The organism is Hyphomonas sp. (genome assembly GCF_017792385.1).
Lineage (GTDB): Bacteria > Pseudomonadota > Alphaproteobacteria > Caulobacterales > Hyphomonadaceae > Hyphomonas.
The window spans coordinates 1,677,690-1,698,541 of sequence record NZ_CP051230.1 but is presented as its reverse complement, the minus strand read 5'-3'; the positions used below and the strand labels follow the sequence as shown (position 1 = coordinate 1,698,541).

Genomic DNA, 20,852 nt, shown 5'->3' with positions numbered 1-20,852 from the left:
ATTGATCAGCTGGATCTCATGGCACTTGGTTTTGCACGGGCACAGCCGAAGGCGACAGGCCGTCCGGCCTATCATCCGGCAACGCTATTGAAGCTGTATGTGTATGGTTATCTCAATCGCATCCAGTCGAGCCGCGGGCCTGAGCGGGAAGCGAACCGCAACATTGAGCTGATGTGGCTGACGGGACGGCTGGCACCCGACTTCAAGACCATTGCCGACTTCAGGAAGGATAATGGGCCGGCGATCCAGGCTGTCTGTGCACAGTTCATAGTCCTTTGCCGGGAGATCGGCCTGTTTGCCAAGGCGGTGGCAGCTATCGATGGCGCGAAGTTCAAGGCAGTGAATGCCCGGGAGAAGAATTATACGTGCGGCAAGCTGAAGCGCCGGATCGGACAGGTCGAGCAGAGCATCGAGCGCTATCTTCAGTCGCTGGACATCGCCGATGCCCAGAACGGTGATGTCGCGGAGGAGAAGGCTGACAAACTGCGAGACAAGGTCTCCGCCATGAAAGCGAAGCTCAAAGAGCTTCAGGCTCTGGAGGCTGAAGTCACCGCATCACCCGATAACCAGGTTTCGCTCACCGATCCCGATGCCAGCGCCATGTCGACCAGTCTCAAGGCCTCCGGCGTCGTCGGCTACAATGTCCAGACGGCCGTCGATACCGAACATCATCTGATCATCGCCCATGATGTTACGAACGATGTGCACGACCGTAGTCATCTGGCGAGGCTGGCAAAGAAGACGAAGGTCGCGCTGGGTGCTGAGACGATGACCGTCTTTGCCGATCGCGGCTACTTTAGCGGCGAGCACGTGAAGGCCTGCGAAAACGACGGAATCACGTCTTATGTCCCGAAGCCCTACACGTCCGGGTCCCGGGCAGCTGGCAGATACGGCAAGAATGACTTCACCTTCAATTCGGACGAAAATGCTTATCGCTGTCCAGCCAGCGAAACGCAAACCTATCGCTTCACCAGTGTCGAAAAGGGTCAGACGCTTCATTCCTACTGGACCACGAAGTATGGAATGTGTGCCTTGAAACCGCGCTGTACGACCGGGCCGTTCCGGCGGATCAAGCGCTGGGAGCATGAGGACAACATTGATGCCATGCTGGCGCGACTCGACGCGATGCCTGAGGCGATGAGTATCCGAAGGCGCACGGTCGAACACCCATTCGGTACGCTCAAATCATGGATGGGACCGTGTCATCTCCTGACAAAAGGCCTCAAAAACGTGAAAACGGAGATGAGCCTGTCTGTGCTCGCCTATAATCTGAAGCGCATGATCGCAATTATCGGCGTGAAGCCGCTCATCGCCGCGATCCGGGCATAATGGAGACGCTCGACTAAAATCGTGTCGGCCCGCGGTCTCAACCAAATGGGTTTTTAGACAGCCACGGGATTAAGCCGCCACTCGATCCGGTCCCAATTGCGCGCCTAGCAGCTCCATCAAATACCCGCCATCCCGCAGGCCTTCAGCCTTGTTGATCAGATAGCGAAGGCTGTCCTTCATATTGGAGGCCCCTGTTGACCAGCCCTCCTCGACAGCCTCAGCACCATAAAGTACCCGCGCAATTTCCTTGCGGCTGAAGCCAAGCGCCTGGCAATCCAGGGCCACAAGCCCGTCACGCAGCATTTGCGTTCGTTTGCTCCAGAGCGGCTCCTGGGTATCCGGCGCCGGCCCGTAAATGGCGAGCGCTTCCTTGTACGCCTTGAGCTGGCGTTCATAGGCATCGACGTCCGACAGCTGGAGCTTCATCCGAACCGGCTCGAGGCTGAGTAGGGAAAGCCCGCTGCAACGAATCTGGACCACACACCCATTGCCACGAAGCAGGAGGAATTCCCGCCCCTGCCGATCAGTGAAAAGCGTCACCTTGCAGATCGGTACTGTGCGCTCGAAAATATCACACACTTCATCAGGTGCCCGCGGGCTGACATGGACTTCGAACTGATCGGGAAACACGTCGCGCTGCCAGATCACGTCAGCGTCGATTCCATTGGCCCGTGGATCCGGCATCATCGCGAGGCCCCAGCGATGAGCAAGGTTCTGTGGCACGCGCGACTTGATGATGCGCGTATTGTTGCAGGCGATACGATCAGAGACATGGTCGGGCGACCAGGTCTCGGCATCTTCGAGAAAATCATCATTCCGGCGCAGATATTCCCAGGCCCAGCGATCAGCCGACAGACGCCAGAGATAATCATAGTGCTTCAGCACACCATCGCTTTTCAGAGCATATGTCTTCATCATCAACTCCCCAGTCTGGGGAATTCGCGCAAGGCGTGTGCCAAGTTTCACAAAACCTCACGATAAAAAATTTCAATGAAAAACGGCACTTTGGCGCCCGACGACCTTCGCAGAACGACCTCTAAGGTAGAGAAATTTGCCTACTAGCATCTTTAGAATCCTCAATACCCATAAGCGATTTCGCCTGACACGCGACTCGCCGCTCAGCCGCGGGCCTAGCTTTGCAGCTCTCTGAATCTCCCTGAATCGCGATGGCCGGATTGGCCCCGCCTCGAACTCCCCGGCAGCGTCACTCGCAGGCAATCTTCGCCTTAGAGTTTGAGATCGGAGAGCGGGCAAGTGACCCAGACCGGAACACACCAAGAAACACGCGACCGCCAGGTCGCGATGCTCCGCACCGCCTTCAGTCCTGCCATTCGACGGGCGCTTGAAGCCCCCGATGTCATGGAAGTCCTCGTCAATCCGGACGGCCGCCTCTGGCTCGAACAGGCAGGCATCGGTCTCACTCTCACGGATACTGTGCTGTCGCCGGAAGACCGCGAACGCGTCATCCGGATCGTCGCCTCAAGCCTCGGAAATAAGGATGCCTACAACCACTCCATCGTGTCGGCGGAGCTTCCGGAGACGGGCGAACGGTTTGAGGGGCTCCTCCCCCCGATCGCAACCGCGCCCTGTTTTGCCATCCGGAAGCCCTCCGCCACGCCAATCACCCTGTCGGATTATGTTGCCGCCGGCACACTCCCGGCGGCCCTCGCCGCAGCGCTTCGCGCCGCCATTGAAACCCGCGCCAATATCCTCATCGCGGGCGGCACATCGTCCGGTAAAACCACCTTTGCCAACGCGCTGCTGGCTGAGCCAGGCTTTACCGATGACCGGATCATCCTGCTGGAAGACACACGAGAACTTCGGGTCACAGGCCCCGATCATGTCGCCCTGCGTACCGACAAGGCCGGCGCGGATCTGCGAACCCTGGTGCGCTCAACCCTTAGATTGAGGCCGGACCGTATCATTGTCGGCGAGGTGCGCGGGCCAGAAGCGCTCGATCTTCTCAAGGCCTGGAACACCGGCCATCCGGGCGGCCTCACCACCCTGCACGCAAACTCTGCCCATGGCGCGCTCACAAGGCTCGAACAGCTCATCGGCGAAGCCAGCCCGAGCATTCCACGCGCGCTGATAGCAGAAGCGATCGACATCGTCGTTTACCTGTCGCGTGCGAGCGGCACCCGCCGCGTCGAGGACGCCATCCGCATCACCGGTTTCGATGGCGAGACCTACACAACTGAACCTCTCGCCGCGCCCAGATTTTCCATTGTCCAGCAAGGAGCCATACAATGATACGCACAAGGACAAACATGTTCGGAAAGGTGCTGCCGCTTGCGGTCGGCCTGACCCTGACCGCCACGCTCTCTGCGCCAGCCTATGCCGCCGGCTCAGGTATGCCCTGGGAAGGCCCGCTCGACCAAATCCTCGCCTCAATCGAGGGACCGGTCGCCCGCATCGTCTCGGTGATCATCATCACGCTCACCGGCCTCGCCCTCGCTTTCGGGGAGACGTCCGGCGGCATGCGCAAGCTGATCCAGATCGTGTTCGGGCTGTCGATCGCCTTTGCGGCCACGAGCTTTTTCCTCACCTTCTTCTCCTTCGGCGGCGGAGCCAACTTCTGATGGCCGAGGGCTATGAAATCCCCCTGCACCGCTCGCTCACCGAGCCGATCCTGATGGCGGGAGCGCCGCGCGCGGCTGCCATCGCCATCGGCACGCTGGCGGCCGCCCTTGCCCTTGGCCTTCGCCTCTGGCTGCCAGGCCTGATCCTCTGGATTGTCGGCCATAGCGCCGCCGTAATGGTCGCGCGACAGGACCCGGATTTCATAGCTGTCGCTAGCCGCTCGGCCCGCCATGCGGAGCATCTCTCATGCTGAACCTTTCCGAATACCGCCCGCGCGCCAAGCATCTCGCAGATTACCTCCCCTGGGCCTGCCTCGTGAGTCCCGGCGTGGTGCTCAACAAGGATGGCAGCTTCCAGACCAGCTTTCGCTATCGCGGCCCCGACCTTGAAAGCTCGACCGAAGAGGAACTCGTCGCGGTGACCGCGCGCGTCAACAATGTGCTGCGCCGGTTCGGGGGCGGCTGGGCGCTTTTCTTTGAGGCCGTCCGGCGTCCACAATCAGACTATGCCATCTCGGAATTCCCGGATGCCGCCTCCTGGCTGGTCGACGAGGAACGCGCGCTGGCCGCGGAACAGTCAGGAATGCGGTTTGAGAGCCAGTTCTATCTCACCCTGCTCTGGCTCCCCCCTGCCGATGCGGTTGGTCGGGCCGAGAAGGCGCTGATTGAGCGGGCCGAAGCCGAAGGCATGACGGACTGGCGCGCCAGGCTCGCCGCCTTTGAACGGCAGGCTGAGCGAACCTTCGACCTCCTTGCAACCTGCCTCACCGAGATCGAACGCCTCGGCGATGAAGACACGCTCACCTATATTCACGCCACCATCTCGACAAAACACCACCCCGTCGCGGTCCCCGAACTCCCCGTCTTTCTTGATGCGGTGCTTGCCGACAGCCCGTTTAGCGGCGGCCTCGAACCCAAGCTCGGCGAGGCGCATCTCCGCACGCTCACCATTCTAGGCTTCCCCGCAACAACCCTGCCCGGCATTCTCGATGAACTGAACCGCCAGGGCTTTTCCTATCGCTGGACCACGCGCTTCATCGCGATGGACAAGACAGAGGCAGAAAAGCTGCTTGGCAAGAAGCGCCGCCACTGGTTTGCGAAGCGCAAATCCATTGGGGCAGTTCTGCGCGAGACCATGTTCAACGAACAGGCTGCGCTCGTTGACAATGATGCCGACAACAAGGCCGCCGATGCCGACGCCGCTCTGCAGGAACTCGGCAGCGATCTTGTCTCCTATGGCTATGTCACGACCAGCCTGACCGTGTGGGACGAGGACCCTGCAATTGTCGAACAAAAGCTCCGCCTCGCCGAACGCATCATTACAGGCCGCGGTTTTACGGTCATTCGCGAGACGCTGAACGCCGTCGATGCCTGGCTCGGCAGCCTGCCGGGCCATGCCTATGCCAATGTCCGCCAGCCCATCCTGCACACATTGAACCTCGCCCACATGGTGCCGATTTCAGCGGTCTGGGCCGGCGAGGCCGAGAATCGCCATCTCAAGGCGCCCGCGCTCATCGATGCGCAGACCGATGGCACCACGCCGTTCCGCCTGAACCTTCATCATGGTGATGTCGGCCACACGCTCATCGTCGGCCCGACAGGGGCCGGCAAATCTGTTCTCCTGTCCCTTATCGCCATGCAGTGGCGCCGCTATGACGGCGCCCAGGTCTTCATCTTCGACAAGGGGCGTTCGGCCCGCGCGGCCACGCTTGCCATGGGCGGCGCCCATATCGAGCTCGGCGGCGCGGCCCAGCCCAGCCTGCAACCCCTCCGGGACATAAGCCATGAACAAGACGCCCGCTTTGCCGCCGACTGGCTCGCCGGCCTTGCTGAAGCTGAGGGTCTGACCCTGACGCCCGATCTCAAGGCGCGCCTTTGGAAAGCCGTCCAGTCGCTCGCCAGCGCACCGGCCGAGGAGCGAACGCTGACCGGTCTCAGCCTCCTCCTCCAGGACGACGCCCTTCGCTCGGCCCTCCACCCCTTCACGCTGGAAGGCCCGCATGGGCGTTTGCTCGACGGCGATCATGACGCGCTGTCGCTATCGGATCTTGCCTGTTTCGAAATGGAAGACCTGATGGCAAGCCCGCAGGCCGCCCCGCCTGTTATTTCCTACATCTTCCATCGCCTGGAAGCCCGCTTCACCGGGGCTCCGACCCTTGTCATTCTCGATGAAGCCTGGCTCTTCCTCGATCATCCGCTGTTTGCAAAGCGCCTGCGCGAATGGCTGAAGACACTTCGCAAGAAGAATGTTGCGGTCATCTTCGCCACCCAAAGCCTTGCCGACATTGAGCGCTCCAGCATCGCACCAGCCCTGATCGAAAGCTGCCCGACCCGTATCTTCCTGCCAAATGAACGGGCCCGCGAACCGCTCCAGAAACAGGTCTATGAGCGGTTCGGCCTCAATCGCAGGCAGATCAATCTCATCGCCGAGGCCACGCCCAAGCGGGACTATTACTTCCAGTCGCCGGACGGTGCGCGTGTCTTCGATCTCGGTCTCGGTCCGATTGGCCTTGCCTTTTGTGGGTCGTCGGATCCCGAATCTCAAGCGCTGATCGACGAGCTGCGCAGCGAGACGCCGGCTCCCGATTTCGCAGAGGCCTTCCTCACCAGACGTGGTCAGGGCTGGGCTGCGGAGCTCCTCGCCCGGTGGCCGGGCCATGGGTTTCACGTCCCGCTTGCCGCCGAATGACCTCGCACAATAAACATGTCGCCCAGAGGTCGGTCGCTGCATTGCCTCACCCAGCAAAAGATAGCTCTTGAACATTTACCGGCATTTCTCTATTTTGCCGGTAAATGCCGATTTCAGAACTGCCTCTTATCATCCAGACCAGCTATGCGGAGCTGATCGATCAGCTGCGAGTCCAGGCTGCGTCCGATTTCCCGGAAGGCTCCACTTTCAGGAAGCGGACGATTTCAGGCAAGGTCTATTGGTACGTGCAGGAACCAACCGGCCCGACCGGAAGGCCGGCTGAACGCTATCTCGGTGTCGATACACCCGAACGCCGCAAGGCGATTGAAAATGGCCAAAGGGCCAAAGCCGATGCCGACAGTCGCAGAGCTATCGTAAGAGCCTTAAAAGGGGCCGGCCTGCCCGAACCGGACGGCCTGACAAGCGCTGTGATAGAAGCGCTCGCAGCGGCCGGCGTCTTTCGGCTGCGCGGCGTTCTTGTCGGCACTGTCGCATTTCAAACCTATGCCGGATTGCTCGGCATCAAGCTTCCCGGCGCTGCGATCCGCACGGGCGATGTCGATCTTGCCCAGGACTATGGCGTGTCGGTGGCGATCAACGAATCTATCGACGCGCCGCTGATCGAGGTCCTGAAGACTGTCGATCAGGACTTTCGGCCTGTCCCCTCGATCGCCGGACCGAATGTCGTCTCAGCCTATACGCGACCGGGTGGCTACCGGGTCGATGTCCTGACGACCAATCGGGGTGCTGATCGCGATGAGCCAGTCAACCTGCCAAGCCTGAAAACAGACGCCGTCGCCCTCCGCTTCCTCGACTTCCTTTTGCGCGATACGGTCGAAACAGCGGTACTCTCCCGCTTCGGCACGCTGGTCAATGTGCCGGCGCCGGAGCGGTATGCTGTCCACAAGCTCATCGTTTCGACCCTTCGCAAGGAAACCGGGGAGAGCGCCGCAAAAGCAGACAAGGATGTGGTCCAGGCCGGCCTCCTGATCGATGCGCTGTTCGCCAAGCGCCGCAATTCAGATCTGGAGGATGCGCTACGAGAAGCCGCCGGGCGCGGACCAGGCTGGCGCGAACGCCTCGAAGCGGCATCGGAAAGACTGGACAATGAACAAAAAGATCCATTTGCGGAACTGCTGAGCAAGAGCGCTCCGGGATAAAGCCAATCCATTGGACGGGACGCCTGATTGATCAGGCGCCGCGTGGTCTGACGGATCCATCGCTGGCTGTGCAGACGTCCCACTCAAACGGCAAGCGTGTTTCGCTTTTTCGCTCCTGTCTGCATCGGCCTGCCTCAATTGCGACAGCGTCGAACTTCTGCGGCAAGGCATATGACCTGAAACTGAGAAGCAGGCAGCGAAGGCGAGTTCGTCTCAACCTTCGCAACTCAGATCAATGGTCCGGCTCATGAAACCCCTTCTCGCATCAACCGCCCTTGCCCTTCTCGTCATCGCTCCGATCAGCACGCCCTTGGTCCAGACGGCAGAGGCCCAGTTCGGCGGGGTCGTTTATGACCCCGCCAATCACGCCCAGAATATCCTGCAGGCCGTGCGCGCCCTTCAGGAAATCCAGAACCAGGTCCAGCAGCTCACCCATGAAATCGAGATGCTGGAGAACATGGCCCGCAATCTCGAAACCCTGCCCATCAACGTTGCCGAAGCCCTGATCCGCGACAGGATCACACAGATCGAGGCGGTCATCGCAAACGCCGAAGGCGTCAGCCAGGAGGTCGGCGAGGTCGAGCGCGACTATAATGAGCTCTATCCGGAGACCTATGGAACCGCCCCGCCGCCAAATGCCGAACTCGTCGAGGAAGCCCGCGATCAGTGGCGCCAGTCGAGATCGGCCTACCGCCACACGCTGAGCGTCTCTGCCGCGGCCCTCCAGGACAATGAAACCAAGGCCGAGGCGATCACAAGGCTCGTTGCAGAAAGCCAGGGCGCGGCCGGAAGCCTGCAGGCGGCCCAGGCCGGCAACCAGCTGGACGCCCTTCAGGTCGAACAGCTCATCCAGATCGAATCCATGATGGCCGTCCATTACCGCGCCGAGGCGCTCGACCGGGCGCGCGAGCTCCAGGAAGAGGAACGCGCAAAGGCGCGCCTTTCCCGCTTCTTCGGACGGGTGGAATAGCGTCCGATGGAAGAGATGGACATCATCGACCGGTTCCTGGCGACCTTTATCGCCTATGTGGATTCAGGGTTCGGGCTGCTGGCAGGAGATGTCGGCTATCTCACCTCGACCCTGATCGTGATCGACATCACGCTGGCAGGACTGTTCTGGGCGCTCGCCCAGAACCATGACCTCATGGCGTCCCTGATCAAGAAAGTCCTCTATGTCGGGGCCTTCGCGTTCATCATCGGTAACTTCGCCCTCCTCTCCAATGTCGTCTTCGAGAGTTTTGCCGGTCTTGGCGTCAAGGCGACCGGCGGTGAGATCGAAGCGGGCGATCTGATGCGGCCGGGCTTTGTGGCGGGTATCGGGTTCGAGGCCGCCCAGCCGCTGCTCGAAGAGATCGGCGACCTGACAGGCCCGATCCGCTTCTTCCATAATTTCATCCTGATCGTCGTCCTGTTCCTCGGCTGGGTCGTGATCCTCGCGGCCTTCTTTATCCTCGCCATCCAGCTCTTCGTCACCATCATCGAGTTCAAGCTCACGACACTCGCCGGCTTTGTGCTGGTACCCTTTGCCCTCTGGAACAAGACAAGCTTCCTCGCCGAACGCGTGCTCGGACATGTCATCACCTCCGGCATCAAGCTGATGGTACTCGCCATCGTGATCGGAATTGGATCAACGCTTTTTTCGGCGATCACCGATGCCTTTGCGACACCGGACCGGATCACGCTCGCCGATGTGATGGGCACGATGCTTGGCGCGCTCGTCTTCCTCTGGATGGGCATCTTTGCCCCCGGCATGGCCTCCGGCCTCATCACAGGCGCGCCGCAGCTCGGCGCAGGCTCCGTCGTCGGAACCACAGCCGGCGTCGCAGCCGGCAGCTATGTGGCCGCCGCAGGCGCAGGGGCCGCCGCGCGCGGCGCGGTGTCGACGACGATGAGTGCCGTCCGGGCCGGCGCCTCGGTCACGGGCAGCGCGCGCACCTCCTATTCCATGGGCCGCGTCGCCTCAGGCCAGTCCGGCGTCCGGGGCGCAGCCGCTGGCATGGGCGGCGTTGCCATGGCGGCCGGCGGAGCCGTGAAACGGGCCGCGAGCGCCCCGTTCCGGTCTATTGGCGAGGCCCGTAGGCAAGGCGCAGACCGCGCCTGGCGCGCGAGCGGCGGCAGCCGGACTGCGCCCGCACCCGATACGCAATCACAATCCGATAACAGCCAGGCCTGGGCCCGCCGGTTCCAGACCGAGCAACGCTTCAGCCAGGCGGGCGGCATGGCCGCCCATGCGGTACGCGATGGCGACCGCGGCAGTGCGGGTGCCCAGCCAAGCCTCTCCAGCAATGACAGGGATGACTGATGTTCAAGAGATCGACACTCCATTATGGCCAGAGCCCCGAACCGGTGACGCCTTATCAGAAAGCCGGACAGGTCTGGGATGACCGGATCGGGTCAGCCCGCGCTCAGGCCCGCAACTGGCGGCTTATGGCGCTCGGAACACTGGCCGTCAGCGCGGCGGTCTCCGGCGCGCTTATCTGGCGGAGCCTTCAGGCAGACATCATCCCCTATGTGGTTGAGGTCGGCGAGTTCGGAGAGGTCCGCGCGATCGGTCCGGCAAGCGAGGCCTATGTGCCGAGTGATGCCCAGATTGCCCATCACCTTGCAGGATTCATCGGCAATATCCGGTCCCTTTCGGTCGATCCCGTCATCGTACGCGAGAACTGGCTCAAAGCCTATGATTTCGCGACCGCGCAGGCCGCCGTCACGCTCAGCCAGTATGCGCAGGAGAATGATCCTTTCGCCCATATCGGCAAGCGGTCACGCACGACCGATGTGGTGAGCGTGGTGCGCGTCTCACCGGAGAGCTTCCAGGCCCGGTGGTTGGAGAAGACCTATGACAATGGCGTCCTGACAGACACGCGACGCTTTACCGGGCTCTTTTCGATCCTGCTCGATCCCCCGCGCGACGCCGAAACGCTGCGCGCAAATCCCCTCGGCCTTTACATCAGCAGCCTCAACTGGGGCGAAGACCTCGTCACAGGAGACTAGACATGAAATCCATCCTTCTTGCCGGATCGGCGCTAACCCTGATCACAGCCTGCGCCAGCAGGCCGGACCCGGCTCCCACACCCGAACCGCAATTCTTTGAAGCCGCCTTTGTGGCAGAAACCTCCGAGCCCGTCATCGAGGTGGTCGAAACGGTCACGCCGCTTCCCTTGCCCGGCCAGATGAAACCGATCTCGGCGACCGCCCCACCCCGGACCATGCCACCAGGCGAAACCATACAGCGCGGCCGTGAAGCGGCCCGCATCGAACCCTCCGCCGACGGATTTGTGAATGCCATCCAGGTCTATCCGTACACCGAGGGCGCGCTCTACCGGCTTTATACAAGCCCGGGACAGGTCACAGACATCGCGCTTCAGCCCGGCGAGACGCTGGTCTCGGTGTCGGCGGGCGACACCGCCCGCTGGGTGGTTGGTGATACGCAGTCTGGGTCAGGTCCAAGCGCCCGCTCGCACGTCCTCGTCAAACCGGTCCAGCACGGCATCAAGACAAATCTCATGATCGCCACCGACCGGCGGACCTATTATCTCGAGCTCGACAGCGTCTATGACGGCTACATGGCAGCCCTCTCCTGGCGCTATCCTCGGGACGAGCTCACCCAGGCCAAATCTCGCGCAAATCAGCAACTATCGGATGCTGCCGCTTCTATCTCGCGGTCGCTCAATGTCGCCGATCTCAATTTCGACTACCGCATTGAAGGCGATCGGCCCAAATGGACCCCGCTTCGCGCCTTCGATGATGGCCGCCAGGTCTTCATCCAGATGCCGCCCGCCATGCAGACAAGCGACGCCCCGCCACTCTTCATCCTTGGCGAGACGGGCGATGCCGAACTCGTCAATTACCGGGTGCGCGGCGGCTACTACATCGTCGACCGTCTGTTCGAGACCGCCGAGCTTCGCCTCGGGGAGAAAGACCAGACCGTGGTGCGCATCCATCGTGGCCAGAAGCGGTCCGGCCTTGCCGCCCTGTTTGGAGGCGGGCGATGAGCGAGGCAAAGACCTTCAACGAGCACACGGCCGACCTCGAACTAAGATCCCGTCCGAAGCCGGTCACCCGGATCAACCGAAAGGTCCTGCTGGCGGGGGCGGGCCTCGGCGCTCTTGCGCTCTACACAGCCGCCAATCTCGCGCTGAAGCCCTCAGCTCCAGCAGAGGCTGAGCCTGCAAAGCCGGTCTACACCAAGCAGGCCAAGCGCACACCGGAAGGCCTGTCGCTGCTCCCATCGAGCTATGACGCGCCGGCCTATCGTCCCGCCGAGCCGGTCATCCCGCTCGGGGCCCCGCTGCCCGGCGACCTCGGCTCGACCATCCTCGCAAGCGAGCAGGCCGCGGGTATCCCGGTCATCCCGGCGACGGAATTCGAAACGAGCTTCAAACCGAACGAGGAAGACGAGGCCGCCCGTGCCCGGCGTCTGCGTGAGGCCAAACTCCAGGAAGAAGCAACGCGCGCGCCGCTCTTCTTCCAACTAACGGCCAGCCAGGCACCCGCCGCGCAAGCAAACTCGCAAAGCCCTATGGATAGCCTAAATTCCGAACTCCTCGCCCTGGCAGCGGGTGGTCTCGGATCACCACCCGGCCTTGCGCCACCCCGCGATCCAAATCTCCAGGACGCGAAGCTCGGCTTCTCGGAAAGCCGGTCGGGCGCAAGCACAACGAATCCCGATCCGCTCCAAGACGCGCCGTCTCCCTATGCCGTGATGGCCGGCACACTCATCCCGGCAAGCCTCGTCACAGGAATCAATTCTGATCTGCCCGGGACAGTGATCGCGCAGGTGACACAGCCGGTTTATGACACCGCCACCGGGACAGAGCTCCTAATTCCTCAAGGGTCGCGGCTGTTTGGCCGCTACCAGTCTCAGGTCTCCTTCGGACAGGACAGGGCGCTGGTCACTTGGGACCGGATCCTGTTCCCGGATGCGAGCTCCATCCTGATTTCAGCGCCTGGAACAGACAGGCTCGGCTATGCAGGACTGAAAGACCGCACCGACCACCACTGGGACCGGGTCTTCCTCGCGGCAGGCCTGGCAACCATTCTCGGCATTGGGGCGGAGGTCGGCCGCAGCGACGAGGATGAAATTGTCCGAGCCATACGAGATGGCACCTCCGACACGGTGAACGAAGCCGGCGAGCGCATCGTCGATCGCAATCTCGATATCCAGCCAACCATCAAAGTTCGCCCAGGCTGGCCAGTCCGCGTGATCGCCACACAGGATCTCCTCCTCAAACCCTACAGGGAGACCCTCAATGTCACTCCGCCTCCATAAGCTGCCAGATAGAACGCCGGTCCGCATGAGCGTTGCCGTCGAACCTGCACTTGCAGAAGCCCTCAACGACTATGCCGAAATCTATCGCCAGACCTACGGCGAAGAACAAAAGCCTGAAGCGCTTATCCCGGCGATGCTCGAGCAATTCCTGAACTCAGACACTGGGTTCAAGCGGGCTCGAAAACTGTTATAGCAATGTCTCCCACTTCACCAGTCGACGACGACATTCAGCCGCTCGCGTAGCGGACACAGGACACAATGGGCTCCTGCCTTTGATAGACTTGTTCCCTTTAAACATAGCTACTAATGAGGCGACTCAATTTAGCGCTCTGAGCTTTAAATTGCACTGCACTTAAAAATCTCGAACGGTGTCTGTCTTTAACGGGCGTCAGTTGCTCTTAAAATCGGATTGGTCGTGTCTCGTGGCGCGCTGAGGGATAAACTACAAATACTATTTCGAATTCGGTAGGCTTTTTAGGCTTGACCGAAGCTTTGGAAGCTTGTTCCTCGCATCTGTGCCACCTCAATGATGTTGACGGCTTCAAAGATCTTTCACGTCACTTGTCTTCATATGCGCCATGGCCGAACAGCAACGCATTTCGACAAGCTCGATCCGTAGTTTCGAGCTCAAGTGTCGAATGAGCAATACCAAAGCCATCCTCGAGCGCCTGTTTGATACGGCACCTGATAATTTCGAAATCTTCGATCCCGGCAGCGAGCACAATCACATGCGCATTCATTGCCGTCTGGTGCTCCTGCATCTGCCAGAGATGGATATGATGAACGTCCTCAACGCCCGGAAGTCTCCGGATATTCTCCACCAGACTCTCGCCGTCTATATCCGGAGGACTACCGAGCATTAGCGTCCGAATGGGCTGGCCGATTTCGCGGAACGACAGATAGAGAATGTATACTGCGATACCGATCGTCACGAGCGGATCGACCAGTCTCCAGTCATAAAGAAGGATGAGCGTACCGCCCGCCACAACGGCAATCGATGCAAGTGCATCAGACAGATTGTGCAGAAATAGTGCCCGGATATTCACGCTCCCTTTCTGCATAGAATAGGTCAGAAGCGCTGTCAGCGAATCAATGACCAGCGCTACACCCCCGAGAATAATCACAGTCCATCCGCCGACGGCCGGCGGATCAATGATCCGCATGACACCCTCATAGACCAGATAGAAGCCGATAATGATCAAGGAGGTATAATTGATCAGGGCTGCGACGATCTCGATGCGGCCGTACCCAAAGGTCATCCTCTCGTCAGCCGGTCGCCGCGCAATCTTGCGCGCAGCGAACGCGATGACGAGCGACGCCATGTCAGAGAAATTGTGCAGAGCATCGGCGATGAGCGCGAGGCTACCGGAGAAAACCCCTCCGACAACCTGCCCAATAGTGAGTAGTGCGTTTGCCCAGATAGCAATGGACACCCGACGATCACCGCTCTCGGGATCAAGACCGTCATGATCATGGACGTGGCTGATGATCGGCCTCCTCTTCCAGCACGTTGCGCTTGCACTCGAGATAGGCACGTCGCCGCGGGTCTACCGCGTTTTTGACACGGCTCTTGGACGGTATCAGGCCGCATTCTTCCCGCACCTTGGCCGCCTGCTCACTCGAAAGGAACGTCATTGCGTTGCCGAGACTCCCGCAGCCCGCGAGAGCTGTGAGAGAAACGGACATGACCGCAATGCGAAGGTCACGATGGATGAACATGTTCGGCCTCCAGCAAGGAATGGTGGGCATCTGGTTGTGGCGCGAACCAGCGGTGAAGGGCCGGCAGGACCAGAAGGGTCAACACGGTCGATGAGACGAGCCCGCCCATAACGACCGTTGCTAGCGGCCGCTGGACTTCCGCCCCGACACCGGTTGCGAAGAGTAACGGCGCCAGCCCGAGTGCTGTTGTCAGTGCCGTCATCATCACCGGACGTGCCCGTAAGCCTGCCGCCTCGACCGCGAGCGCATCGCGGTCCCGGCCTTCCCGGGCAAAATCGTCCATGAAACTGACAAGCACCATTCCATTGCCAAGCGCGATGCCGAACAGGGCAATGAAGCCGACCGTCGCGGGCACGGAGATGGGCAGACCGGCAATCCAGAGCGCCATCGCCCCGCCGGTCAATGCCAGCGGAATGTTGAGCAGGATCAGTATGGCCGACTTCATGCGCCCGAAGGTCAGAAGCAGGATCAGGAACACGATGCCGAGCGTGATCGGGATCACGACCGCAAAGCGCTCATTGGCCTCCTGCTGCAGCTCGAACTGCCCGCCCCATTCGACCCGGTAGCCGGCTGGAAGGTCGAGCTGGTCGGCGACGACCTCCTGCGCATCGGCGACATAACTGCCAATATCGCGCCCCCGCACATTGAGCTGCACGGTAATGAAGCGCTCACCATTTTCGCGGGTGATCTGCCGGGGACCAACGATTTCCCGGATATCGGCCACGCTTTCGAGCGGAATGCGCGCGCCGCTGGCCGATTCCAGAATGATCCGTCCAATGGCCTCGGGCGTATCCCGGTCCGCCTCGGCATAGCGCACGATGACCGGGAACTGGCGCACGCCTTCGAAAACGGCCCCCGCCTCGGCCCCGCCTACACCGGAACGCAATGCATCAAGGGCATCCTCCACACTTAGGCCGTATCGGCCAAGCGCCGGACGATTGAGCGAGACCACAAGCTGCGGTGCGCCGGTGATCTGGTCGGCCTGGACATCGGTTGCCCCCGGCACGTCCTGGAGGATCGCCTGCAGCGCCTGTGATCCCTCAAGCAGAACCTTCGTATCAGGCCCGAAAATCTTGACCGCCAGTTGCGCCTTCGTGCCGGTGAGAAGTTCATCGACCGACATCGCGATCGGCTGACCGACATTGACCCGGACACCGGGGAAGCTGCCGAGATTGTCGGATATGGAGGCGCGAAGGTCATCCGGAGTGATCCCTTCTCGCCAGTCACTTCGCGGTTTAAGTGCCACGAAGGCTTCGATGCTGTTGACGGGGTCGGCATGCGCACCGACTTCCCCGCGTCCGATACGGCTGACGACCGAGCTGATTTCCGGGAATGTCTCAAGCAGACGGTTCTCGATCCGGGTCGAGGTCTCCTTCGCTTCGGTGAGCGATATGGATGGCGCCATTGTCACCCTGAGCAGGACGTCACCTTCTTCCAGCGCCGGTGTAAACTCCGAGCCAAGCCGGGTTGCCGATAAGCCCCCAACGAGAAGCAGGACGCCCGCGAGCCCGATGGCCGCAACGCGCCGCGTGACAAAAAAGGCCGCCACCGGCTTGATGGTACGGGTCAGGCGGCTTTCGCCCCGTTTTACATCACGCTTGGGCGGACGCATCAGACCGAGCGCCATGGCTGGCGCAATGAGCGCTGCATAGATCAGTGAGCCTGTCATAGCGAGCGCTGCCGATGCGGCCAGCGGCCGGAACGTCTTGCCTTCAGTGCCCTGCAGAGAAAACAGCGGCAGGAAGACGATAATAACCACCGCAACAGCGGCAATCAGTGGTGCGATCACTTCAGCGCTCGCACGTGCGACAGTGGTACGGATATCTTCGCCGCTACGCCTTTCACGAAAAGCGCGATCGACATTTTCGGCGATCACGATCGCCCCGTCCACCATCATGCCGATCGCGATCGCAACCCCGCCAAGCGTCATCAGATTGGCACCGATACCTAGGGCATTCATCGCGACGAAGGCAAAGCCGACAGAAAACGGAATCGACATCACCACGACCAGGCTCGGCCGCCAGCCCCCGAGGAACAGGAAGACAATGACGGCGACCAGAAGTGCGCCTTGCCAGAGCGCGTTCGTCACGGTGGCCGCTGCCTTTTTCACCAGGGTGCCCTGGTCATAATACGGAACGGCTTTAACCCCGTCCGGAAGCGACCGGTTGATTTCGTCGAAACGCGCCTGTGCGTTTTCGATAACCTCTGAGGTATTGGTACCATAGAGTTTCAGTACCAGGCCGGCCACCGTCTCCCCGTTGCCATTGGCGGTCGCAAGGCCCTGCCGGACGCCCCCGCCGATCGCAACTTCACCGAGATCACCCACGCGAACCGGACGTCCGTCCACCGTCTTCACGGGCGTCTCGCGCAGATCATCAATGGTTCTGGCGAGACCAACACCGCGTACTGTGTACTGCTCTGCGCCGATCTCTATGAACTGAGCTCCGGCGGTCCTGTTTGCGCTCTCCAGCGCATCGATCACTTCGCTGACGCTCAGATCGTAAGAGATCAGCTGATCGGGATCCAGGCGAACCTGGTATTGTTTCTCGAAGCCACCGAGCGACAGAACCTCGGTCACGCCTTCGACAGACTGGAGCGGATACTTGATCATCCAGTCGGCAATCTCGCGCAATTCGACGAGAGACCGCTCAGCTGTCTCGTCCACGAGACGGTAATACATGATGATACCGAGACCGGTCGAAATCGGCCCCATCTTTGGCGTCCCGAACCCCTCGGGTATGGCTTCGCCCGCTTCGCCGAGGCGTTCGCCAACCACCTGCCGGGCAAAATAGACGTCAGTGCCATCCTCGAAATAGATGTTGATAACGGATAGGCCAAAATTCGAAGTGGAGCGGATTTCCTCGACCTTTGGCAGGCCGGACATCGCCGTTTCAATCGGATAGGTCACATAGCGTTCAACCTCTTCCGGCGAGAGGCCTTCGGTTTCGGTGAAGACCTGAACCAGCGAGGGGGATGGATCTGGAAAAGCGTCAACGGGCAGGCTGCGAAAGGCAAACAGGCCGCCGATGGAAAGGGCGAGTGCGGCGATGGCGGCCAGCAGCCGGCCACCCGCAAGGCGGTGCATCAGATTGATCATTTGCAGGTCTCCTAGTGTGCGTGGCCGTCGCCGAAAGCGTCTTTTTCAAGCTGTGCTTTCAGCGTGAAGGCACCCTCGATGACGAAGGCTTCGCCCGCCTCAAGCCCGGAGACGATCTCGGTATAGCCCCCAGCGCTGTCGCCTGTACGCACCTCGCGCGGTTGGAAACCGTCATCTGTTGGAACGAAGACCGAGATCCTATCCTCGACACTGACAAGCGCATCGGAGGGTACGCGCACCACAGACCGCGCCTCTCCCGTCTCGATCCGGGCGGTCACGAACTGACCGGGTTTCAATCTCTGTTCGGCATTGTCGACGATGACACGTGCCGTCGCGGTACGGGACGTCTCAGCGATAACCGGCAGGACGGTCGAAATCTTTCCTTCGGCCAGCCTTTGGCCGTCCTCCCGCTGAAGGACCACGGTCTGATCTTCCTCGACTCGTCCGAGATCTTCCTTGTAAACTGCGATATCGGCCCAGACGACGCTATCATCGATGATCACAAATATGGGCTTGCCACCGGCCGACACGGTTTCACCAAGCGAGATCCTCCGCTCTATGATCTCACCGGTTATCGGCGCGGTGACATAGGCCTGTGCCAGGGCGCCATCCGCAGCTTCATCCAAACTGTCCAGCACACCATGACCAATGCCTACGGCATGGAGCCTGCTTTCGGCCGCCTCCCGGGCGGCATTCGCCGCCGAAAACGACGCACGCGCCGACTGCACATCTGCTTCAGAGGTGATTTTCTGTTCCCAGAGGTTTTCCTCACGCGCAAGTTCCGCCTGCGCGAGGCGTTCGGCGCTCAGCGCATTCAGATAATCGGCCTTGAGCCCGGCAAGCTCACGGCTGGTCAGGCGGGCCAGCGTTGTTCCGGCTTTCACCGTATCGCCTTCGCCTGCATGGAGCTGAACGACAATGCCTTCCACCTGGGGCGAGACCCTGGCGACACGGTCTGCATCGAAACGAATCTCTGCAGGCAGTTCCAGCTGGCCCGAAACCGTTCCGGTTTCGGCGACCGCAGCCCGGATTCCGGCAGCTTCAGCCTCCTCAGCACTCAGCTCGACATGATCGCCATCTTCTTCATGACCTGCATGTTCGCCGCCGGCTTCTTCATGCTCATCATTGGTTTCGAGGGCCCGCTGGTTTGCGTCAGACGAAGCTGGCGCGCCATTGCCACAGGCCGCGAGATATAAAAACGCCGGCGAAAGCATTGCCGCGTAGAAAAGGTTCTTTTTCATTGGATTTCTCCTTCGAACGGTGCAGCGCCGATAAGGGCGCGCAACCGCAGGGTTTGTGTCTGGAGCGCCAGTCGGGCATCTATCACCTTTGCGCGGATTTCGATCAGGCTACGCCGTGCATCGAGCGTGGCGGTGAGGTCGAACTTGCCGACCCGATAGCCTTCGGCGGCTGAAGCGTAGGCATCTTCGGCCAGTGGAAGGGCTTCACCCTCAAGACGTTGTAAGCGGGATTTTGCGGCCCGCACCTGCGCGGCGAGGCTCGCCTGCTCGGCTCTCAGCCTGGCCTCGACCGCCCGTGCATTGAGTTGCGCCCCTTCGGTGCGAATCCGGGCGGCCCGGGTAGCGTCCTGGTTGCGATCGAAAACAGGCAGCGGCAGGCTCACGCCTGCCAGGAAAGCACTGTCTCCAGTGTCCTCGAAGCGCCGGACGCCGGCAGAGACGGTGACATCCGGCCAAGCGCCCGCCCGTGCACGGTCTGTCGCTGCCGCTCTGGCATCGGCACCGGCTTGCGCGGCCTGCAATCTGGGATGTGTGCCGGGGACGGAGTCTGGCTCCGCCGTATCTATCCCCAGTCCGGATGTCTCCGGCTCGGGCAGGACAAAATCCACCTCGGCACTACCCCAGACCGACGCGAGCGCGAGCGCACGCGCCTCGGCCTCGCCACGGGCAGCATCTGCGGCGGCCTTAAGACTTGCCGCTTCGGCCCTTGCCCGGGATAGCTCCGGCGGGGCGGCAGCGCCAGCATCGACGCGACGCTCTACGACACTGGCAAACTCCTCGGCCAGTTTGGCCGATGCGTCCGCCACGTCCGCCATTTGGATGGCTGCCTGCAAATCCAGAAAGAGTTCGCCCGCGAGCCTCTGGGCTTCCAGCCGCTGAAGGTCGCACTCTGCGCTTGCAAGCGCGGCCTCGGCTCTTGCGGCCCTCTCGGAAAGGCGACGCTTGCCGCCGAGCCGGAAGGTCTGCTCCAGCGCCAGCGTCGTCTCATAGGCTTCGAAGCCTTCGAGACCGCCGGTGCCTGCGAAATTCTCCGTCTCCACAGAGATCGACGGATTGAGCCACCGGCCCGCCTGATCGGCATCCGCCGAAGCGGCTCTGGCCTCCAGCGCGGCCGTCATGACTTCCGGTGCGGCATGGCCCGCACGGGCAACCGCACGTTCCAGCGTTAATGGCCGGGTCTGATCATATTCAATTGTTCCTACGGGTACAGGTGCGCACCCCTGGGCATGGGCCGCCCCGACCATGGCCGACAGGGCCATAGCGGCGACAGCACCGCATAGCAAATTCCTCATTTCGGATAAATTCCTCGTCTAGAGTCAACGACAGTGCAGCCGGAGCAGCACAGAGTTTTGGTGTCGTTGGTCTAGGCGCGGGGAGGACGGTAAAGACCGTCGGGACCGAGGCTCGCATGGGCTGCCTGTCCCGGATAGAGCCGCTTTGTCTGAATTTCAGGCTGAATGGCGGCGCCGAAATCGCCGCCGCCTATCATGTGGACATGACAGCTGCCGCAATGATGGGCCTTGTGTTCGTGTCCATCATGCGAGGGTTCCTCGCCGAATCCGTCCTGCGAAAGCTCGGCATCGGCGCATATCAATGTATCGTTGTCACCAGCATGCATCGAATCCGCCGCGGCACTCATGGGCGCAACAACGAAAGCGACCGTCATCACCATGACGATCAATGTACGCATGTGCCTTATGATCCTGGACAGATTCATATTATGAACTCAGCAGCTTTCCGTGATAAGCGAGTTAATTACTACAAGGTCA

At 61.1% G+C, this 20,852-nt stretch carries 18 protein-coding genes and 1 pseudogene; 12 read left to right on the top strand and 7 right to left on the bottom strand.

Going from position 1 to position 20,852, the window contains the following annotated elements:
- Positions 1-1,329, top strand: a pseudogene (locus tag HF955_RS08510) (IS1182 family transposase); the annotation flags it as partial.
- Between the two features lie 69 nt (positions 1,330-1,398).
- Here HF955_RS08510 and HF955_RS08505 read toward each other — a convergent pair.
- Positions 1,399-2,244, bottom strand: coding sequence for a DUF2285 domain-containing protein (locus HF955_RS08505; RefSeq protein WP_291079118.1), 846 nt, complete (start codon positions 2,242-2,244; stop codon positions 1,399-1,401).
- Positions 2,245-2,631: 387 nt separating this feature from the next.
- Between HF955_RS08505 and trbB the strand changes: the two genes are divergently transcribed.
- From trbB to HF955_RS08450, 11 genes are all read left to right on the top strand, one after another.
- Complete coding sequence (gene trbB, locus HF955_RS08500; protein WP_367279784.1) at positions 2,632-3,579, top strand: P-type conjugative transfer ATPase TrbB; 948 nt, start codon at positions 2,632-2,634, stop codon at positions 3,577-3,579.
- 17 nt (positions 3,580-3,596) lie between these two features.
- Complete coding sequence (locus HF955_RS08495) at positions 3,597-3,908, top strand: TrbC/VirB2 family protein (protein ID WP_291079304.1); 312 nt, start codon at positions 3,597-3,599, stop codon at positions 3,906-3,908.
- Positions 3,908-4,162 carry a VirB3 family type IV secretion system protein gene (locus HF955_RS08490; protein WP_291079116.1) on the top strand — a complete coding sequence of 85 codons (255 nt, stop codon included), beginning with the start codon at positions 3,908-3,910 and terminating at the stop codon, positions 4,160-4,162. Before HF955_RS08495 ends, HF955_RS08490 begins: the two co-directional genes overlap by 1 nt.
- Positions 4,156-6,597 carry a conjugal transfer protein TrbE gene (trbE, locus tag HF955_RS08485; protein WP_291079115.1) on the top strand — a complete coding sequence of 814 codons (2,442 nt, stop codon included), beginning with the start codon at positions 4,156-4,158 and terminating at the stop codon, positions 6,595-6,597. Before HF955_RS08490 ends, trbE begins: the two co-directional genes overlap by 7 nt.
- Positions 6,598-6,701: 104 nt before the next feature.
- A complete protein-coding gene (locus HF955_RS08480) occupies positions 6,702-7,757 on the top strand; it encodes a GSU2403 family nucleotidyltransferase fold protein (protein ID WP_291079114.1) in 1,056 nt (351 codons plus the stop codon).
- A gap of 247 nt (positions 7,758-8,004) precedes the next feature.
- Positions 8,005-8,727, top strand: coding sequence for a P-type conjugative transfer protein TrbJ (gene trbJ, locus HF955_RS08475; RefSeq protein ID WP_291079113.1), 723 nt, complete (start codon positions 8,005-8,007; stop codon positions 8,725-8,727).
- Between the two features lie 6 nt (positions 8,728-8,733).
- On the top strand, positions 8,734-10,059 hold the full coding sequence (trbL, locus tag HF955_RS08470) for a P-type conjugative transfer protein TrbL (protein WP_291079112.1): 1,326 nt from the start codon (positions 8,734-8,736) through the stop codon (positions 10,057-10,059).
- Complete coding sequence (gene trbF, locus HF955_RS08465) at positions 10,059-10,748, top strand: conjugal transfer protein TrbF (RefSeq protein WP_367279762.1); 690 nt, start codon at positions 10,059-10,061, stop codon at positions 10,746-10,748. The genes trbL and trbF overlap by 1 nt, the downstream gene beginning before the upstream one ends.
- 2 nt (positions 10,749-10,750) lie before the next feature.
- Positions 10,751-11,749, top strand: a complete 999-nt coding sequence (gene trbG / locus HF955_RS08460) for a P-type conjugative transfer protein TrbG (protein ID WP_253065347.1) — start codon at positions 10,751-10,753, stop codon at positions 11,747-11,749.
- Positions 11,746-13,026, top strand: coding sequence for a TrbI/VirB10 family protein (locus HF955_RS08455; RefSeq protein ID WP_291079111.1), 1,281 nt, complete (start codon positions 11,746-11,748; stop codon positions 13,024-13,026). The genes trbG and HF955_RS08455 overlap by 4 nt, the downstream gene beginning before the upstream one ends.
- Before the next feature lie 25 nt (positions 13,027-13,051).
- Positions 13,052-13,219, top strand: coding sequence for a DUF2274 domain-containing protein (locus HF955_RS08450; protein WP_291079110.1), 168 nt, complete (start codon positions 13,052-13,054; stop codon positions 13,217-13,219).
- A 364-nt stretch (positions 13,220-13,583) separates the two neighbouring features.
- Here HF955_RS08450 and HF955_RS08445 read toward each other — a convergent pair whose 3' ends face one another.
- The 6 genes from HF955_RS08445 to HF955_RS08420 all read right to left on the bottom strand — a co-directional run bounded on the left by HF955_RS08445 (position 13,584) and on the right by HF955_RS08420 (position 20,773).
- Entirely contained in the window at positions 13,584-14,513 is a 930-nt protein-coding gene (locus HF955_RS08445; protein ID WP_367279783.1) for a cation diffusion facilitator family transporter, read from the bottom strand.
- Complete coding sequence (locus HF955_RS08440) at positions 14,497-14,745, bottom strand: hypothetical protein (RefSeq protein ID WP_291079108.1); 249 nt, start codon at positions 14,743-14,745, stop codon at positions 14,497-14,499. The genes HF955_RS08445 and HF955_RS08440 overlap by 17 nt, the downstream gene beginning before the upstream one ends.
- Positions 14,729-17,842, bottom strand: coding sequence for a CusA/CzcA family heavy metal efflux RND transporter (locus HF955_RS08435; RefSeq protein ID WP_291079107.1), 3,114 nt, complete (start codon positions 17,840-17,842; stop codon positions 14,729-14,731). The genes HF955_RS08440 and HF955_RS08435 overlap by 17 nt, the downstream gene beginning before the upstream one ends.
- A gap of 11 nt (positions 17,843-17,853) precedes the next feature.
- A complete protein-coding gene (locus HF955_RS08430) occupies positions 17,854-19,083 on the bottom strand; it encodes an efflux RND transporter periplasmic adaptor subunit (RefSeq protein ID WP_291079106.1) in 1,230 nt (409 codons plus the stop codon).
- Positions 19,080-20,375 carry a TolC family protein gene (locus HF955_RS08425; RefSeq protein WP_291079105.1) on the bottom strand — a complete coding sequence of 432 codons (1,296 nt, stop codon included), beginning with the start codon at positions 20,373-20,375 and terminating at the stop codon, positions 19,080-19,082. The genes HF955_RS08430 and HF955_RS08425 overlap by 4 nt, the downstream gene beginning before the upstream one ends.
- A gap of 71 nt (positions 20,376-20,446) precedes the next feature.
- Positions 20,447-20,773, bottom strand: coding sequence for a DUF2946 family protein (locus tag HF955_RS08420; protein WP_291079104.1), 327 nt, complete (start codon positions 20,771-20,773; stop codon positions 20,447-20,449).
- Positions 20,774-20,852 lie beyond the last annotated feature (79 nt).

Bases quoted from the DNA above. Each gene is read 5' to 3' on its own strand.
- HF955_RS08505 (WP_291079118.1), bottom strand. From the start codon at position 2,244: ATGAAGACATATGCTCTGAAAAGCGATGGTGTGCTGAAGCACTATGAT.
- trbB (WP_367279784.1), top strand. From the start codon at position 2,632: ATGCTCCGCACCGCCTTCAGTCCTGCCATTCGACGGGCGCTTGAAGCC.
- HF955_RS08495 (WP_291079304.1), top strand. From the start codon at position 3,597: ATGTTCGGAAAGGTGCTGCCGCTTGCGGTCGGCCTGACCCTGACCGCC.
- HF955_RS08490 (WP_291079116.1), top strand. From the start codon at position 3,908: ATGGCCGAGGGCTATGAAATCCCCCTGCACCGCTCGCTCACCGAGCCG.
- trbE (WP_291079115.1), top strand. From the start codon at position 4,156: ATGCTGAACCTTTCCGAATACCGCCCGCGCGCCAAGCATCTCGCAGAT.
- HF955_RS08480 (WP_291079114.1), top strand. From the start codon at position 6,702: ATGCCGATTTCAGAACTGCCTCTTATCATCCAGACCAGCTATGCGGAG.
- trbJ (WP_291079113.1), top strand. From the start codon at position 8,005: ATGAAACCCCTTCTCGCATCAACCGCCCTTGCCCTTCTCGTCATCGCT.
- trbL (WP_291079112.1), top strand. From the start codon at position 8,734: ATGGAAGAGATGGACATCATCGACCGGTTCCTGGCGACCTTTATCGCC.
- trbF (WP_367279762.1), top strand. From the start codon at position 10,059: ATGTTCAAGAGATCGACACTCCATTATGGCCAGAGCCCCGAACCGGTG.
- trbG (WP_253065347.1), top strand. From the start codon at position 10,751: ATGAAATCCATCCTTCTTGCCGGATCGGCGCTAACCCTGATCACAGCC.
- HF955_RS08455 (WP_291079111.1), top strand. From the start codon at position 11,746: ATGAGCGAGGCAAAGACCTTCAACGAGCACACGGCCGACCTCGAACTA.
- HF955_RS08450 (WP_291079110.1), top strand. From the start codon at position 13,052: ATGAGCGTTGCCGTCGAACCTGCACTTGCAGAAGCCCTCAACGACTAT.
- HF955_RS08440 (WP_291079108.1), bottom strand. From the start codon at position 14,745: ATGTTCATCCATCGTGACCTTCGCATTGCGGTCATGTCCGTTTCTCTC.
- HF955_RS08435 (WP_291079107.1), bottom strand. From the start codon at position 17,842: ATGATCAATCTGATGCACCGCCTTGCGGGTGGCCGGCTGCTGGCCGCC.
- HF955_RS08430 (WP_291079106.1), bottom strand. From the start codon at position 19,083: ATGAAAAAGAACCTTTTCTACGCGGCAATGCTTTCGCCGGCGTTTTTA.
- HF955_RS08425 (WP_291079105.1), bottom strand. From the start codon at position 20,375: ATGAGGAATTTGCTATGCGGTGCTGTCGCCGCTATGGCCCTGTCGGCC.
- HF955_RS08420 (WP_291079104.1), bottom strand. From the start codon at position 20,773: ATGCGTACATTGATCGTCATGGTGATGACGGTCGCTTTCGTTGTTGCG.